A 14,144-nucleotide genomic window follows, 5' to 3' on the forward strand; every position below is an offset into this window, starting at 1 on the left:
GAGCGATGCCGAGGACGTCGGCGGGTGTCTCGTGGGACGACGCGACACCCGCCGACGCCGGGGAATGCACGGCGGTCGCCGACGCGTTGTCACAGGCGATGAGCATTTCTCCCGCACTCTCCGTCCTCGACCTGGTGCCCGTGCGCACCGGGCAGTCCAGCGCCCAGGCGGTCGCGGCATCCCTCGCCCTCGCCGCCCGCGCCGACGAGCTGGGCTTCCGCCGCTACTGGTTCGCCGAGCACCACAATATGCCGGCCGTGGCCTCGACCACACCGCCCGTGCTGTCGGCCGCCGCGGCCGCGCGCACCTCGCGGATCCGGGTCGGATCGGGCGGTGTCATGCTGCCGAACCACTCGCCGCTGGTGGTCGCCGAGCAGTTCGCGGCGCTCGAGGCGCTCGCTCCCGGCCGCGTCGACCTGGGCATCGGGCGCGCGCCGGGCAGCGACCCGGTCATCACGCAGCTGCTGCGCATGTCGGGCACCACCAGCGACGTCGAGCGCTTCCCCGAGCACGTCCGCGACATCACGCGCCTGCTCGGCGCCGAGGGCGCGACCGTGCAGTTCACGAGCGGCGGCACCTACGACGTGCACGCGACCCCGGCCGCCGACGGCGCGCCCGAGGTGTGGCTGCTGGGCTCGAGCGACTACTCGGCACAGCTGGCCGCGTCGTTCGGACTGCCCTACGTGTTCGCGAACCACTTCTCCGGCGAAGGACTCGAGCGGGCCCTCGACCTCTACCGCGCGCAGTATCAACCGAGCCCGCGGAATCCCGAACCCCGCACGTTCCTCACCGCGAACGCCATCGCCGCGCCCACGGCCGACGAGGCCGAGGCACGGGCGCTGCCGCAGCTGCGCAGCATGGCGCGCCTGCGCACGAACCAGCCGATGCAGCCGCTCGAGACGATCGAGCAGGCGCAGGCGACGCCCGTGGACGGCATGGCGCAGACCATCATCGACGCCATGCGCGCGAAGTGGTTCGTGGGCACCGGCGACGAGGTCGCCGCGACGCTGCGCGCGTTCGCCGAGCGCTGGGGCGTCGACGAGGTCATGATCTCGCCGATCGCGGGATCGTACGAGGGCGAGCCGCTGGATGCCGCGCCCGGCCGGGTTCGCACGCTCGAGCTGCTGGCGGGGGCGCTGGGGTAGGGGCGGGCTGGACCCGCGCGCCTGCCTGCACCGTGGGCCGGGGCCCCTCGGGCCGCGGCATCCATCCCCTCGCCTTAGGCGAGGAGATCTGCCCGGGCGAGGACCGAATCGCGCGAAAAGACCCTCGCGTCGGCCATTCCCCTCGGCTCAGGCGAGGAGTTCGTCCACACTCGACGCCGTGGGGTACGACGGCTGGGCACCGAGCGCCGTGGCCGCGAGCGCCGCGGCGGCATTGGCCCGGCCCACCGCATCGCGCAGGTCGTGACCCGTGGCGAGCCCGGCGGCGAGCGCGCCGAGGAACGCGTCGCCGCACCCGGTGGTGTCGACCGCATCTACGGCGTGTCCCGGCAGCCGCACGACGGTCCCCGCATCGCACACCACGCCGGCAGCGCCGAGCGTGACGATCAGGGCGTCCACACCCAGTCTTTCGCGGGCGTCGTGAATGCTGCCATCCGACGCGTCCGCGTTCGCGAGGGCTCGCAACTCGCCGGTGTTCACGACCAGAACGTCGACCCACGGCAGTACCGCCGCGTCGAACCCTTCGACGGGCGACCCGTTGAGGATCACGATCGCCCCGCCGTCGCTCCCCCGCCGCGCAGCCTCCGCGACCACCGCAGGCGGAGTCTCACCGCACAGCGTGACGACGTCGCCGCGACCGAAGCAGACCCCGTCGAGGTCACGGACGTCGAGCAGCGCGTTCGTTCCGGTGGCGAGGACGATCGTGTTCTCCGAATCGTCATCGACGCAGATGAACGCCGACCCGGTGGGCGCCGCCCCGCTGATCCGCACCGCGCTCGTGTCCACTCCGGCGTCGCGGAGCGCGTCGCGGAGAAGACCGCCGTGACCGTCGTCGCCGAGGCAGCCGACGAATCGGGTGGGCGCGCCCATTCGCGCCGCCGCCACTGCCTGGTTGGCGCTCTTTCCACCCGGAGCCTGGGACACCTCCCGGGCGGAGATCGTCTCACCCGGGGCGACGAGCCGCGCGACCCGGAAGATGACGTCGACGTTCGCCGAGCCGATGGCGACGACGTCGGGCATCAGCGGTCTCCGTATCCGACGGCGTCGGCGAGGGACACCCCCGCCAGCCGTGGGACGCCCAGGCCCGCCAACGGGACGTCCAGGCTGATCTCGGAGGGGATCCAGTCCGCACCGAAGAGTGCCGCCGACGCTGCACCCGACAGCGCTGCGAGCGTCGTGCCGTTGCGCCCCGTCGCGCTGGTGCCGGCCAACAGCGCTTCGGCGCTCGTGGCCGCGCTGACGTGCGCCAGCAGCACGGCGAGCGTCTCCGGCGCGGCGACCGGATAGCTGTAGATCCAGTCGCACACCTCACGGCTGAGGACGACGGACAGCTCGAACGGACTCGCCGTCTGCGCGGCGGCGCTCAGCGCCACCTCGGCGAGACGACGGCTCCAACTGTGCTCGGGCAGGACCTCCGCCGCCAGCCGCGCGGCGTCGGTGCCCGGCGCCCCGGACAGGAGTGCGTGCAGCAGTACGACGACCGCGTCTGCTGCCCACGCGCCGTCGAGATCATGCGTGGCATGTGCGTCGGCCGCGACGAGCGCGCGCGCCGTCGTCACATCATGCAGCGCCACCGCCCCGACGGCACGCGCCATGGCCAGATCGTCGAAGTAGTGCGGGTTGTCGTGTCCGGACTGCGGGGGACGCAGGCCGCGCCGCATATTGCCGAGCGCGATCGCCGTTCCGGCGCGTTGACGCCCCCTTCCCTCGGCGGCGAGCTCAAGCCAGCGGCTCTCGATGACGTCTTCGCGTCCGGTCACGAACGACGTGGCGCTGAAGGCCACCCACTCGGCGTTCTCGCCCGGGCCCTGCAGGCGCTCGGGGGGCGAGGAGTGCGCATACGGTCGGGTCGGGGTCGCTTCGCTGTGCTCGCGGTCGAAAGCATGCAGGACCTCCATGCGCGCGAACCGCTTGGGCGGAAGCGCATGGATCCGGAAATCGAGATTCCCGGGGTGCAGGATCTCGGCGGCGACCAGGCCGCGGAGGACGTCGGTGTTCATCGGGTCTGCTCCAGAAGGTCTATCAGGGCGTCGGCCGCATCGAGCGGATGGATGCCGGCGGTCGTGCGGATGCAGGATCCTTCGACCGGACGCAGCGCGTCAACCCATTCCTCGGGGATGGCGCCGATGCCCGAGATCGCGCCGGCGATGCACCCCGCCATCGCGGCGATCGTGTCGGCATCGCGGCCGAGATTGACCGCGAAGAGCACGCTGGCCTGGAAATCGCCGTCGCCCGCGAGGACCGCCGCCATCGCAAGGCCCACAGCCTCGGGTGCGAGGTCCGCCCAGTAGTAGTCGTCCACGGCGAGCCGATCATGCAGCGCGATCGCCAGCCGTCCCGGATCGGTCTCTCCCGCGACGACATCGCGCCCGGCCACGAGGTTGCGGGCGGTCCATGAGTCCGCGGGGATCGCCGCCAGCGCCGCGTCGTATGCCTCACCGGCTCCCGCCCCGCCCATCGCCGCTGCGACCGCGACGGCCACGGCGACGCCGGCATGGATGCCCTCGCCGCTGTGGCTGACCTCACCGTCGGCGACGGCGAGCCTCGCGGCAAGCGCGCGGTCGCCACCCGACACGACGCCCAACGGAGCGACCCGCATGGCCAGCCCGTCGCTCCACGCGTGGATGTGATCGCCCGACTGCGGCGGTCGCACGCCGCGACGCAGGTTGTCGATCGCCGCCATCTCGCTGAACCCGCCGCCGGCGAAATCGTCGAGCTGAGGCAGAACGTCGTCGACCCACGTCTGCGCGAAGTCATCGGCGGCCGCCGTCACCCCGACGCGATGCAACGTGCGCGCCGTCAGGAGGGCGTACTCGGTGTCGTCGCTACCGGCCGGCGGCCACTGCAGGTACCCCTCGACCCGGCCGTATCGTTCTTGGATCTCCTGCGCCGATAGCCCTTCGACCGGGCGACCGATCGCGTCGCCGATGGCGAGCCCGGCCATCGACCCTCGCGCGCGATCGCGCGCTGACAACGTACTCATTCCTTCTCCTTGCCGACGGCCAGCGCCGTCGTCCGACGTGCGAGTTCCGTGATGGCGACGCCGTCGAGCCCGGGCAGGCTCGTGGCGATCCGATCGTGGAGCGGGGCGATCCAATCCTCCGGGAGCGCCCGCGCGCCGACGAGTGCGCCGCACACCCCGCCCACTGTCGCACCGACCGAGTCCGTGTCCCACCCGGCCATGACCGCCAGCGGCGCGACCCGCTCGAGTCTGCCTCCGCCGCGTGTGAGCGCCCAGGCGATCGTCGCGGCATTGTTGAGCACGTGCACCCAGTGCATCCCGGCGAATCGCTCCGCCAACGCGGCGAGGTCGTCGTCCAGCCCGCCACCGGCGCGGCCGAGCGTCCGTCCGAACGTCACGGCCTCGGCAAGGCCCGACTGAGCCGGGACGACGCTCTCCCCGGCATCCAGAACCGTCTCGACATCGTCGGCCACCACCGCGGCCGAGGCGAGTGCCGCCGCCCACAGCTCGCCGTACAGGCCGTCGCGGGTATGGCTGAGCCGCGCGTCCTCGTAGGCCATGCGCGCCGCGGCGCGGGGATCGCCGGGCGTCGCCCAGCCGAACACGTCGCCCCGGATGAGTGCGCCGATCCACTCCCGGAAGGGATTACGCACCCGTGCACAGCGGTCGGGGTCGACGCCCTCGAGCAGATTGCGATAGGCGACGCGCTCGGCCGTGAACACCCGGCCCGCCGGCAGCTCCGCGAGCCACGTCTCGGCGACGTCCTCGACTGTGAAGCCCCGTCCGACGCGTTCGACGAGGCCCAGGTTCATGATCGGATAATTGAGGTCATCGTCCTCAGGCATCCCGTCGATGTTCTCGACGAGAGAGGTGGGGCCGCTGCGCCGATTCCACGGCCAGCGCCGCCGCACGTCGGCGGGGACCCCTTCGGTGGTGAAGTAGAAGGCCAGCGGCCACCGTCCCAAGCTCGTGAGGATCTCGCGGATGCCCTCGGGCGGGATCTTCTCGACCGGCTTGCCGAGCAGGCAGCCGGCCGCCCTGCCCAGCCACGCCCCGAGGATGCGATCTGCGAGGTCCGGAGGTGAGGACGGGAGCACCGGAAGCGGACCCGCCACGGCGAGGATGGCGTCGATAGCGACCGGACTCCGCGGATCGTCCGGCGTCGGCAGCACGTCGAGCTCGCGCAACAGCCGCTCGGCCACGGCCCGCACCTCGTCCAACGCACGCTCCGACGACGCGCCGTTGCGCGGTACGTCCAGCGTCCCGCCGGCTGCGACCCAGGCATCCGCGATCCGCGCCACATCCCGTCCTTCGTCGCGGGATGCGACCAGCTCCTGCGCGACGAGGTCCTCGGGCTGGGTCCAGCTCAGCCTCATCATGCGGCCCCGGCGAGCAGGTCGAGGCGCGCGAGGCGCGCGTTCGCGCGCTCACGGTCGTCGGCGATGATCTGCTCCGCCGCGTCCGCCAGAAGCTGCGCATAGTGGTCGAAATCGATGCGGCTGCCCTCCGCGACGCCGTCGACCCACGCGCGCGGGATGGCATCGATGCCGCCCAGCGCCGCTGCGATCCCGCCGGCCATGGTGGCGATGGAGTCGCTGTCGCGACCGTAGTTGACCGCGGCGAGCACCGACGCGCGATAGTCGCCACGGTGCGCGACGAGGAACCCGAGCGCGATGGGCAGCTCCTCGATCGCCTTCGTCCGCGACGGACGGCGCGCGTCCGCGTCCGGTTCGCGGTACACCGGTCCGACCGTGTCGAACGGGATGACGGCGTCGCGCAATGCGGCCTGGAGCTCCTGCGGCGACGCACCGGCGTTCGCGCGTGCGGCGGCCACGACAGCCTCGATCGCGGTGCGCGTCCCATCGTGCGCGACTCCGATCGCCGCGGCGATGACATCCTCCACGTCGGCACCCGGCGTCAGCGCGGCCGCGACCGCGGCAGCGAAGACCCCGGCGGCCTCCCGTCCGTAGCTGGACTGATGCGCGCCGGCGAGGTCGATCGCCTCCGCGTAGGCGGCCGCGGGGTCGCCGGCGTTGACGATGCCGACGGGTGTCATGTACATCGTCGCCCCGCAGTTGACGGTGTTGCCCACCCCTGCCTCGCGCGGGTCGATGTGCCCGTACCTCAGCCGCAGCACGAGCCACTTCTCGGCGAGGAATATCCGCTGAAGCAGCACGGTCTCCCGCTCGAGCTCCGGGATCCAGCGCACCTGCTCCATGATCAGGGGCACGAGGTCGGCGTCGACGTCGTAGGCGTCCAGATGCCGCCTGCGCTTGGCGTAGACCTGAACGAGCGCCTGCGTCATGAGGGTGTCGTCGGTGACGTGCCCGTCGCCCTTGTGGTAGGGGCTGATCGGCCGTCGGGTCTGCCAGTCCGGGTAGAACGGCGGGACGATCCCCTCGACCCTTCCGCCGTATCGCTCTTCGATGACCGCGGGAGTGAACCCCTCCGTGGCACCGCCCAAGGCGTCTCCGACCGCGGCGCCCATCAGCACGGCGGCGGTCCGTTCACGCAACCAATTCACTACTCTCTCGCTCTCGATAATGCTGCCCGGGGTCGGAGCCGGCGCCCACGAGGACGCCGGCTCGCGACTCACTGGTTGATGTTCGCCCAGCCGGTCTCGAGCTCCTTGGCCAGCTGGCCGCTGTCGATCTCTCCGCCGAGGAACTTCTGATAGGCGGGGTTGGCCACCGTGCTCTTCCAGCTCTCGTACTTGGTGAACGTGTTCCATTGGGGGTTCACCAGGTTCTTGCCGGAGGCCAGCACCTGCGCCCATCCGTTCTTGCCCTCGGTCAGCTTCGCGGCCTCGGCCTGCGCCGAGGTGGTCGCGGGGATCTCGCCGTCGGCGATGTTGATCTTCGCGAGGTTCTCGGCCGACTGATAGAACTCGACGAAGGCCGCCGCGGCGGGAATGTTCTTCGACGACTTCGTGATCGACAGGGTGATCGGCGCCGACATCTGCTGGGATCCCTCACTTCCCTCAAGCGCGGGCAGGACGATCCAGTTGAAGCCCTCGGGGGCCTGCGACTCGATGTTTGCGATCTGGTATGAGCCCGCGACCGTCATCGCCGCCTTGCCTCCGTAGAAGGTGGGCAGCGCATCGGAGGTCGACTGGGTGACACTGGTCTTATCGACGTACCCGGCGTCGATCATCGCCTTGACCCGCGTCGGCACCTGCAGTTCGGCGTCGCCGATCGACGCCTGCGCCTGGCTCTCGTCCGCGCTGGTGAAGAACTTTGCGCCGAATCCGAGACCGAAGCTCGCGAACACAGATGTCGGGCTACCCAGCCCCCAGGCGATGCCCTTGACGCCAGCGCTGGTCGTCGCCTTCGCAATGTCTTGGAACTGGTCCCACGTCATGGTGTCGCCGGTCGGGATGTCGACGCCCGACTTCTCCAGCAGATCCTTGTTGGCAAAGACGACGTAACTCTGCTGCTCTGTCGGCACAGCCAGCAGCTTGCCGTCCTGCTTGAGACCTTCGCGCACGCTGTCGGGGATGTCCGAGACCATCTCCGCCGGCAAGAGCGCGCCGAGATCGGCGAGGTACGCGGCGAAGCGCAGCGTACTGCCGGGCGAGTCGTTCTGGACGACATCGGCCGCGACACCGCCGGCGTACTGCACCTGCAGCTTCTCCTGCAGACTGTCGGCGGGTGCGACCTGAAGCTTGACCTTGACGTCGGGGTACTTCTTCTCGAAGTCCGCCACGATCTGCTTCGTCGCCTCGATCGCGGCCGGCTGGTTATTGAAGTACTCGTACGTGATCTCACCGGTGGGCTGCCCCGAGGCGTTGGTCGACGGCGTGTTCGACCCGCCTCCCGAGCAGCCGGCGAGCGCGGCGATGCTGACGACGGCGACAGCACCTGCCAGGACGGGACGCATCTTCATGATGGTCTTTCCCTTCTTCTGTGATTGCGTTGGTGATGGGATATAGGGGCGGTGGTCATCCCTTGACGGCGCCGGCGAGCATGCCTCCGGTCAGGCGCCGCTGAAGGATGGCGAAGAAGATGATGCTGGGGATGCTGGCCAGCAGGGCGCCCGCCGCCAGCGGACCGATCAGGCTGATGCCCTGACCGTTCACGAACGTGCTCAGGGCGACGGAGAGTGTGTACTTCTCGCTGCTCTGCAGGAGCACGAGAGCGAAGAAGAACTCGTTGTATGCGGAGACGAACGTGAAGATGGCGGTGGCGATGAGGCCGGGGCGCAGCAGCGGCAGCACAACGCTGCGCAGTACGCGGAGGCGGCCGGCACCGTCGATGGCGGCGGCTTCCTCGATGTCCACGGGAATGCCGGCCACGTAGCCCTGCAGCATCCACAAGGCGAACGGCAGGGAGTACACCACGTAGACGATCCCCAGTCCGCCGAGGGAGTCGAACAGTCCCATGGCGCGAAGGATGAAGAACATGGGGATGATGATGATCGGCACCGGGATGATCTGGCTCACCAGGATCCAGCCGACGCCCGCGGCGCGGATCTTCCCGCGATAGCGCGCCATCACGTACGCGCCCGGCACCGATACGAGGACCACGACCAGGGTGGTGGCCAGCGACACCACGATGCTGTTCACAGCCGCCTGGACGAGTCCCTGTGATTCGAGCGCCTGGACGAAGTTGTCGAGGGTGGGCTGGGTGGGGATCAGGTGGACGCCGAGCGAGTTGAGCTCACGGTCGCTCTTGAACGCCGTCGAGATGAGCCAGACGAACGGGAACCCGAGGAAGACGATGAACAGCCCGAGCGCTGTGTACTGGAAGACGCGTGCAATCGTCGGGGTGCGGTTCATTTCTTCACCACCAGACGACGCAGCCGCGTGAGCTGAGACAGCAGCAGGATGACCACGAGGATGAGAAGGATGACGCACGTCATGGCGGCCGCGACGCCGGTGTTGCCGTTGTGGAACGCCTCGTCGTAGACGAAGAGCATGGGCAGCAGGGTTCTGCCGCCAGGCCCGCCGCCGGTGAGCACGTAGACGATGCCGAACGAGTTGAAGTTCCAGATCGCGCTCAGCGTCGCGATCGACACGATCACCGGCCGCAGACCGGGGAGTGTCACGTGCACGAAGCGCGACCATGCGCCGGCACCGTCGACAGTGGCTGCTTCCATGAGCTCGCCCGGGATCTGCTGCAGTCCCGCCAGCATCGTGATCGTGTTCTGCGGGATGCCGGTCCACACGCCCACGAGGATGACCGCCGGCAGCGCCAGCGTGAAGTCGCCCAGCCAGTTGATGCTCTCGGGTCCGCCGAGTGCGGCGATGAGCCAGTTGAGCGGGCCGTTGGTCGTCGAGTAGATCATCTTCCACATGATCGCCACGACCACGGGTGGCATCGCCCACGGGATGATGGCGAGCACCCGAGCCACACCGCCGAACCGGATGTTCGTGTTCAGCAGCAGCGCGAGCGAGAGCCCGAGCACGACCTGCAGCACCGTGACGCTGATGGTCCACACCGCGCCGATCCCGAACGAGTTCCAGAACGCGGCGTCGCGGAAGACCTTTCCGAAGTTCTCGAAGCCGACGAAGTTCGGCAGCCCGATCGTCGCGAGCTGCGAGTCGGTGAACGCGTAGCCGAGCCCGATGAGGATCGGCAGCACGCTCAGCGCCACGACGGGGATCAACGCGGGCAGGACGAGCGCCGCTGCCTCGTTCCTCCGCGTGGAGGACAGCTTTCGTCGACGTTGGGGAGCGGGCGCGATGGGCGCGAGCGCAGTCACGATGCCATGACCTCCGCGGTGCTGATCGTCGTCGAGCGGCGGATGATGAGGCGCGGCTCGACGCTGAGGTGGTGAGGGGGACGGTGAGGCTCCTCGAAGCGGCGCAGCAGCAGGTCCGCGGCGAGTCGCCCGCGTTCGGCCGCCTCCAGAGACACGCTCGTGAGGCTGGGGTTGTAGGCGGCGGCGATCTCGGTATCGTCCACGCCCGTGAACATGACGTCCTCCGGAATCCGCAGCCCCGCATCGGTGGCGGCGTTCATGGCGCCGATGGCGATGAGGTCGTTCGCGGCGATGATCGCGTCCGGACGATCGATCGGCCTGCGACGACGCCAGCCCACGAAGAGGTCCTCGGCCGCCCGGCGGGCCGCCGCGACCGTGAAGTCCGCGGCCAGCACCTGCCGACAGCGATCGGGGTCCAACCCCGCCGTCCGCACGGCCCGGTAGAACCCGCGTTCACGGGAGGAGCCCGGATTGGTGTCGAGCGGGCCGTTGAGGAAGACGAGGTTGCGACGGCCCAGCGCGGTGACGTGCGCGACCGCGCTGCCGATGCCCTTCGCGGAGTCGACGTGAACGACGTCGACGGGAGCGTCGTCGCCGACGGAGCCGATCACGACGACGGGGATCGGGGAGTTCACGATCGCCCGCCGCAGTCGGTCGTTGACCCGGATCGGCGAGATGATGATGCCGTCGGCGGCGGTGGCGGCGTAGCGCACCAGGTCGACCGACTGGTCGCTGCTGCCTGTCGAGGTGACGCTGACCGAGGGCCCGCCGTGACCCAGAGCCGCCTCGATCGCACGCAGCATCGCCACATAGTTCGGGTTGCCGATGTCATCGACCGCGAACGTGATCCGGCGCGGTGCCCCTGTGCGCAGGGCGCGGGCCGTGGCATCCGGGAAGTAGCCGAGCTCACGCGCCGCGGCACGCACCTTCGCGACCGTGCGAGGGCTCGCGACCCCTCCCGACAGCGCGCGGGAGGCGGAGGCGATGGAGACGCCCGCCGCGGCGGCGACCTCGTGAAGTGTCGGGCGTGACATCGTCGCCTCCTCCTCGAGCGGACTGTAAACGATTCCAGTTTTACGGGGGCCATCCCCTGTGGTGCGCATAAGGTAGCGATGTCGACGCGCGGCGTCAACCGCCGACGCGAGAGATGATCCGCCGCGCGCGCCCCAGCATCGCGGCATCCACCATCTGGCCGTCGGCAAGACGCGTGACGCCGCCTTCGGCGTCGACGGCGGCGACCACCTCGCGCGCCCACGCCTGGTCAGCGGCGCTCGGCCGGAAGACCGAGGCGATCGCGGGGATCTGCGTCGGGTGGACGGCCATGCGACCGAAGAGGCCGAACGCGGCTCCCCGGCGCGTGTCCGCCATCAGACCCTCGATGTCGGCGATCGCCGGGTAGGCCGAGAGCATGGGGGCGGGCAGATCCGCCGCGCGCGCGGCGTAGACGATCGCTACGCGCGCATGGTCGATGACCGGGTCGCCGCCCCCCAGCTCACTGCGCAGGTCGTTCTCACCGAGTGCGAGCTCGGCGACCGCGGGATGCGCGGCGATCTCCGCGGCGGCGAGCACGCCACGCGCCGTCTCGAGCAGCGGGATGACGGGATGCCCGGGAGCACGACGCGCGACGACCTCGATGTCGGAGACACCCTCGACCTTCGGCACGCGCACGCCGACGTCGGCCGGCAGACCCGCCACGGCTCGCAGATCATCCTCGTCCCCGGCGTTCACCCGGATCTGGAGTGCCACGCGGTCCGGTCCCGCGTACTGCGCGGCCCACGCGCATGCCCGGGTCCGCGCCTCGGCCTTCGCGCGGTGGGCGACGGCATCCTCCAGATCGATCACGACGAGGTCCGCGCCGCTGGCCGCCGCCTTGTCGAACCGCTCCGGCCGGTCACCGGGCACGTACAGGCCCACCGTCGTCATATCGCCCCCGCCTCCCGCAACGCCGCAAGCTCGGCGTCACTGTATCCCAGCTCGCCGAGGACGGCCTCGGTGTCCTGTCCGTGCCGGCGCCCCGGCCACCGGATGGAGCCCGGTGTCCGTGACATGCGAAAGAGCACGTTCTGCATTGCAACCAGACCGAGGTCCTCGTCCTCGACGCGCACGACCGTCTCCAGCGCACGGTACTGCGGATCGTCGACGACGCCGCGCACGTCGTACACCGGCGATATCGCCGCGTTGGCCTCCTCGAACGCCGCCACGACCTCCGCGGCGTCCCGCTGTCCGATCCAGCCCTGCACCGCGGCATCCAACTCGTCGGCGTGCTGAGCGCGATCATGACCTGTGGCGAACCACTCCTCGTCGACGACGTCACCTCGTCCGACCAGGCGCATGACCCGCTCTGCGATCGACTGGGAGCTGGTGGAGACGGCCAGCCACACGCCGTCCTGCGAGCGGTAGACGTTGCGCGGGGCGTTGTTGACCGATCGGTTGCCCACCCGCGGCTGTACGATGCCCAGCTGATCCCATGCCGTGATCTGGCCGCCCAGCATCATCAGTATCGGCTCGATGATGGCCATGTCGACGACCTGCCCACGCCCGTCGCGTTGCGCTCCTCGCAGGGCGACCATGATGGCGTACGCGGTGGCGAGGGCCGCTATCCCGTCGGCCAGCCCGAACGGGGGAAGGGTCGGCGGACCGTCGGGCTCGCCGGTGAGCGCCGCGAACCCGCTCATCGCCTCGGCAAGACTGCCGAACCCCGGGCGGGACGAGTACGGTCCGAACTGGCCGAAGGCCGTCACGCGCGCGAGGATCAGCCGCGGGTTCGCCGCGAACAGCCGGTCGGGCGACAGCCCCCAGCGCTCGAGCGTGCCGGGCCGGAAGTTCTCGATCATGACGTCGGCGTCGGCGACCAAACGCAGCAGGACCTCCGCCCCCTCCGGGTTCGACAGATCGATCGTGACATCGCGCTTGTTGCGGCCCAGGGTCTTCCACCACAGGCTTGCGCCGTTCTTCTGCGGTCCATGCCCGCGCGCGGCATCGGGCCGTCGTGGGTGCTCCACCTTGACGACGTCGGCACCGAAGTCTCCGAGGAATGTCGCCGCCAACGGCCCGGCGAACAGCGTCGACACGTCCAGGACGCGGACTCCGTCGAGAGCCGCGAGGGTGGAAGGGTTTTCAGTGCTCTGCTGGTCCGGGCCGTACATCGGCACATGATAGCCATGCTCGCGTCCGAGCGGCACACGCCCGCCATGCACCGTCCCCTCGCCCCAGGCGAGGAGATCTACCCGCGCGAGGACCGAATCGCGCGAAAAGACCCTCGCCTCGTCCATTCCCCTCGCCTGAGGCGAGGGCCGCGGCCCGACTGCGCCGGGCGCGACGCAACCCGGCTCGGCCGCAGGCCCCTACTCCCCCGGCTCGCCCGAGATCAACCCGCGCAGCCAGTCGCGCGCCTCGACGAACACGTCGTCGGAGTAGCGGCTCGGGTAGTGCACGATCGCGTGGTCGGCGCGCGGGTACGAGCCCAGGAACACGACCTTCGGGCTGAACCGCCGCAGCCCGAGCAGGGCGTCGGCCATGCGCTCGTCGAAGACGTGGCCGTCGGCATCCACCACGAAGCGGTACCGGCCGAGCTCATCGCCGATCGGGCGCGAGGCCAGCAGCGACAGGTTGATGCCGCGGGTCGCGAACTGCTCGAGCATGTCGAGCAGTGCGCCCGGATGGTCGTCGGGCAGCTCGACGATGAGCGAGGTCTTGTCGGCACCGGTGGGCGACGGCGGCGCGACCGTGCGCGAGACCAGCACGAAGCGGGTCACCGCCTTCGGGTTGTCGCCGATGTTCTCGGCCAGCAGCTGCAGGTCGTGGTGCTCGAGGATCCCCGGCGGCGCGATGGCCGCATCGGCACCGCCGACCCCCTCGAGCATGTCGAGCGCGGCGGTCACGTTGCTCGACGAGGGCACGTGCGCGTGCTCGGGCAGGTTCTCGCCGAGCCAGATGAGGCACTGCGCGTACGCGACCGGGTGCGCGGCGACCACCGACACGTCGGCGAGGGTCGCACCGGGCTTGCCGACCAGCACGAACTGCACAGGCACGAGGTACTCGCCGACGATGCGCAGGCCGGGCATGGTGGCCAGGGCGTCCTGCGTGGTCGAGACCCCGCCGTCGACGGAGTTCTCGATGGCGATCATCGCGGCATCCGACCGTCCGCTCACGACGTCGTCGAGGGCCTCGCCGACGTTGCGCACCGGGCGCCAGATCTGCCCGCGGGCCTCGGGAACCTGCGCGAGCGCCGCCTCGGTGAAGGTGCCCGCCGGACCCAGGTAGCTGTAGGTGCGGACGGGTTCCTCGACACGAGAGCTCACCGTCTCAGCCTAGTC

Annotated in this window: 13 protein-coding genes; 1 reads left to right on the plus strand and 12 read right to left on the minus strand. The window is 70.2% G+C overall.

Annotated features, from left to right (window positions below; all coding sequences use genetic code 11):
- Positions 1-98: 98 nt before the first annotated feature.
- Positions 99-1,145 (plus strand): LLM class flavin-dependent oxidoreductase, encoded by a 1,047-nt coding sequence (locus tag ABMQ42_RS17300; RefSeq protein ID WP_349724253.1) that lies wholly within the window; start codon positions 99-101, stop codon positions 1,143-1,145.
- Positions 1,146-1,292: 147 nt separating this feature from the next.
- On the opposite strand, the gene ABMQ42_RS17305 is transcribed toward ABMQ42_RS17300, so the two are convergent.
- From ABMQ42_RS17305 to pheA, 12 genes are all read right to left on the minus strand, one after another.
- On the minus strand, positions 1,293-2,183 hold the full coding sequence (locus tag ABMQ42_RS17305; protein WP_349724254.1) for a ribokinase: 891 nt from the start codon (positions 2,181-2,183) through the stop codon (positions 1,293-1,295).
- Positions 2,183-3,163 (minus strand): ADP-ribosylglycohydrolase family protein, encoded by a 981-nt coding sequence (locus ABMQ42_RS17310; protein WP_349724255.1) that lies wholly within the window; start codon positions 3,161-3,163, stop codon positions 2,183-2,185. The genes ABMQ42_RS17305 and ABMQ42_RS17310 overlap by 1 nt, the downstream gene beginning before the upstream one ends.
- The gene (locus ABMQ42_RS17315) at positions 3,160-4,146 is read right to left on the minus strand and encodes an ADP-ribosylglycohydrolase family protein (RefSeq protein WP_349724256.1); all 987 of its coding nucleotides are present in this window, start codon (positions 4,144-4,146) and stop codon (positions 3,160-3,162) included. Before ABMQ42_RS17315 ends, ABMQ42_RS17310 begins: the two co-directional genes overlap by 4 nt.
- Complete coding sequence (locus tag ABMQ42_RS17320) at positions 4,143-5,504, minus strand: ADP-ribosylglycohydrolase family protein (RefSeq protein ID WP_349724257.1); 1,362 nt, start codon at positions 5,502-5,504, stop codon at positions 4,143-4,145. The genes ABMQ42_RS17315 and ABMQ42_RS17320 overlap by 4 nt, the downstream gene beginning before the upstream one ends.
- Positions 5,501-6,649, minus strand: coding sequence for an ADP-ribosylglycohydrolase family protein (locus ABMQ42_RS17325; protein ID WP_349724258.1), 1,149 nt, complete (start codon positions 6,647-6,649; stop codon positions 5,501-5,503). Before ABMQ42_RS17325 ends, ABMQ42_RS17320 begins: the two co-directional genes overlap by 4 nt.
- 68 nt (positions 6,650-6,717) lie before the next feature.
- Positions 6,718-8,010, minus strand: coding sequence for an ABC transporter substrate-binding protein (locus ABMQ42_RS17330; RefSeq protein WP_349724259.1), 1,293 nt, complete (start codon positions 8,008-8,010; stop codon positions 6,718-6,720).
- Positions 8,011-8,065: 55 nt separating this feature from the next.
- Complete coding sequence (locus ABMQ42_RS17335) at positions 8,066-8,902, minus strand: carbohydrate ABC transporter permease (protein WP_349724260.1); 837 nt, start codon at positions 8,900-8,902, stop codon at positions 8,066-8,068.
- Positions 8,899-9,828 (minus strand): carbohydrate ABC transporter permease, encoded by a 930-nt coding sequence (locus ABMQ42_RS17340; RefSeq protein WP_349724261.1) that lies wholly within the window; start codon positions 9,826-9,828, stop codon positions 8,899-8,901. The genes ABMQ42_RS17335 and ABMQ42_RS17340 overlap by 4 nt, the downstream gene beginning before the upstream one ends.
- Entirely contained in the window at positions 9,825-10,862 is a 1,038-nt protein-coding gene (locus ABMQ42_RS17345) for a LacI family DNA-binding transcriptional regulator (RefSeq protein ID WP_349724262.1), read from the minus strand. Before ABMQ42_RS17345 ends, ABMQ42_RS17340 begins: the two co-directional genes overlap by 4 nt.
- 94 nt (positions 10,863-10,956) lie before the next feature.
- On the minus strand, positions 10,957-11,751 hold the full coding sequence (locus tag ABMQ42_RS17350) for an HpcH/HpaI aldolase/citrate lyase family protein (protein WP_349724263.1): 795 nt from the start codon (positions 11,749-11,751) through the stop codon (positions 10,957-10,959).
- Complete coding sequence (locus ABMQ42_RS17355) at positions 11,748-12,974, minus strand: CaiB/BaiF CoA transferase family protein (protein ID WP_349724264.1); 1,227 nt, start codon at positions 12,972-12,974, stop codon at positions 11,748-11,750. The genes ABMQ42_RS17350 and ABMQ42_RS17355 overlap by 4 nt, the downstream gene beginning before the upstream one ends.
- Positions 12,975-13,172: 198 nt before the next feature.
- Positions 13,173-14,129 carry a prephenate dehydratase gene (gene pheA / locus ABMQ42_RS17360; protein WP_349724265.1) on the minus strand — a complete coding sequence of 319 codons (957 nt, stop codon included), beginning with the start codon at positions 14,127-14,129 and terminating at the stop codon, positions 13,173-13,175.
- Positions 14,130-14,144: the final 15 nt, after the last annotated feature.

Origin of the sequence: Microbacterium sp. KR10-403, assembly GCF_040196215.1 — a bacterium.
In the GTDB taxonomy this organism is placed as follows: Bacteria; Actinomycetota; Actinomycetes; order Actinomycetales; family Microbacteriaceae; genus Microbacterium.

Excerpts from the sequence above, each read along its gene's own strand:
- ABMQ42_RS17300 (WP_349724253.1), top strand. The coding sequence starts at position 99 with ATGAGCATTTCTCCCGCACTCTCCGTCCTCGACCTGGTGCCCGTGCGC.
- ABMQ42_RS17305 (WP_349724254.1), bottom strand. The coding sequence starts at position 2,183 with ATGCCCGACGTCGTCGCCATCGGCTCGGCGAACGTCGACGTCATCTTC.
- ABMQ42_RS17310 (WP_349724255.1), bottom strand. The coding sequence starts at position 3,163 with ATGAACACCGACGTCCTCCGCGGCCTGGTCGCCGCCGAGATCCTGCAC.
- ABMQ42_RS17315 (WP_349724256.1), bottom strand. The coding sequence starts at position 4,146 with ATGAGTACGTTGTCAGCGCGCGATCGCGCGCGAGGGTCGATGGCCGGG.
- ABMQ42_RS17320 (WP_349724257.1), bottom strand. The coding sequence starts at position 5,504 with ATGATGAGGCTGAGCTGGACCCAGCCCGAGGACCTCGTCGCGCAGGAG.
- ABMQ42_RS17330 (WP_349724259.1), bottom strand. The coding sequence starts at position 8,010 with ATGAAGATGCGTCCCGTCCTGGCAGGTGCTGTCGCCGTCGTCAGCATC.
- ABMQ42_RS17335 (WP_349724260.1), bottom strand. The coding sequence starts at position 8,902 with ATGAACCGCACCCCGACGATTGCACGCGTCTTCCAGTACACAGCGCTC.
- ABMQ42_RS17345 (WP_349724262.1), bottom strand. The coding sequence starts at position 10,862 with ATGTCACGCCCGACACTTCACGAGGTCGCCGCCGCGGCGGGCGTCTCC.
- ABMQ42_RS17350 (WP_349724263.1), bottom strand. The coding sequence starts at position 11,751 with ATGACGACGGTGGGCCTGTACGTGCCCGGTGACCGGCCGGAGCGGTTC.
- ABMQ42_RS17355 (WP_349724264.1), bottom strand. The coding sequence starts at position 12,974 with ATGTACGGCCCGGACCAGCAGAGCACTGAAAACCCTTCCACCCTCGCG.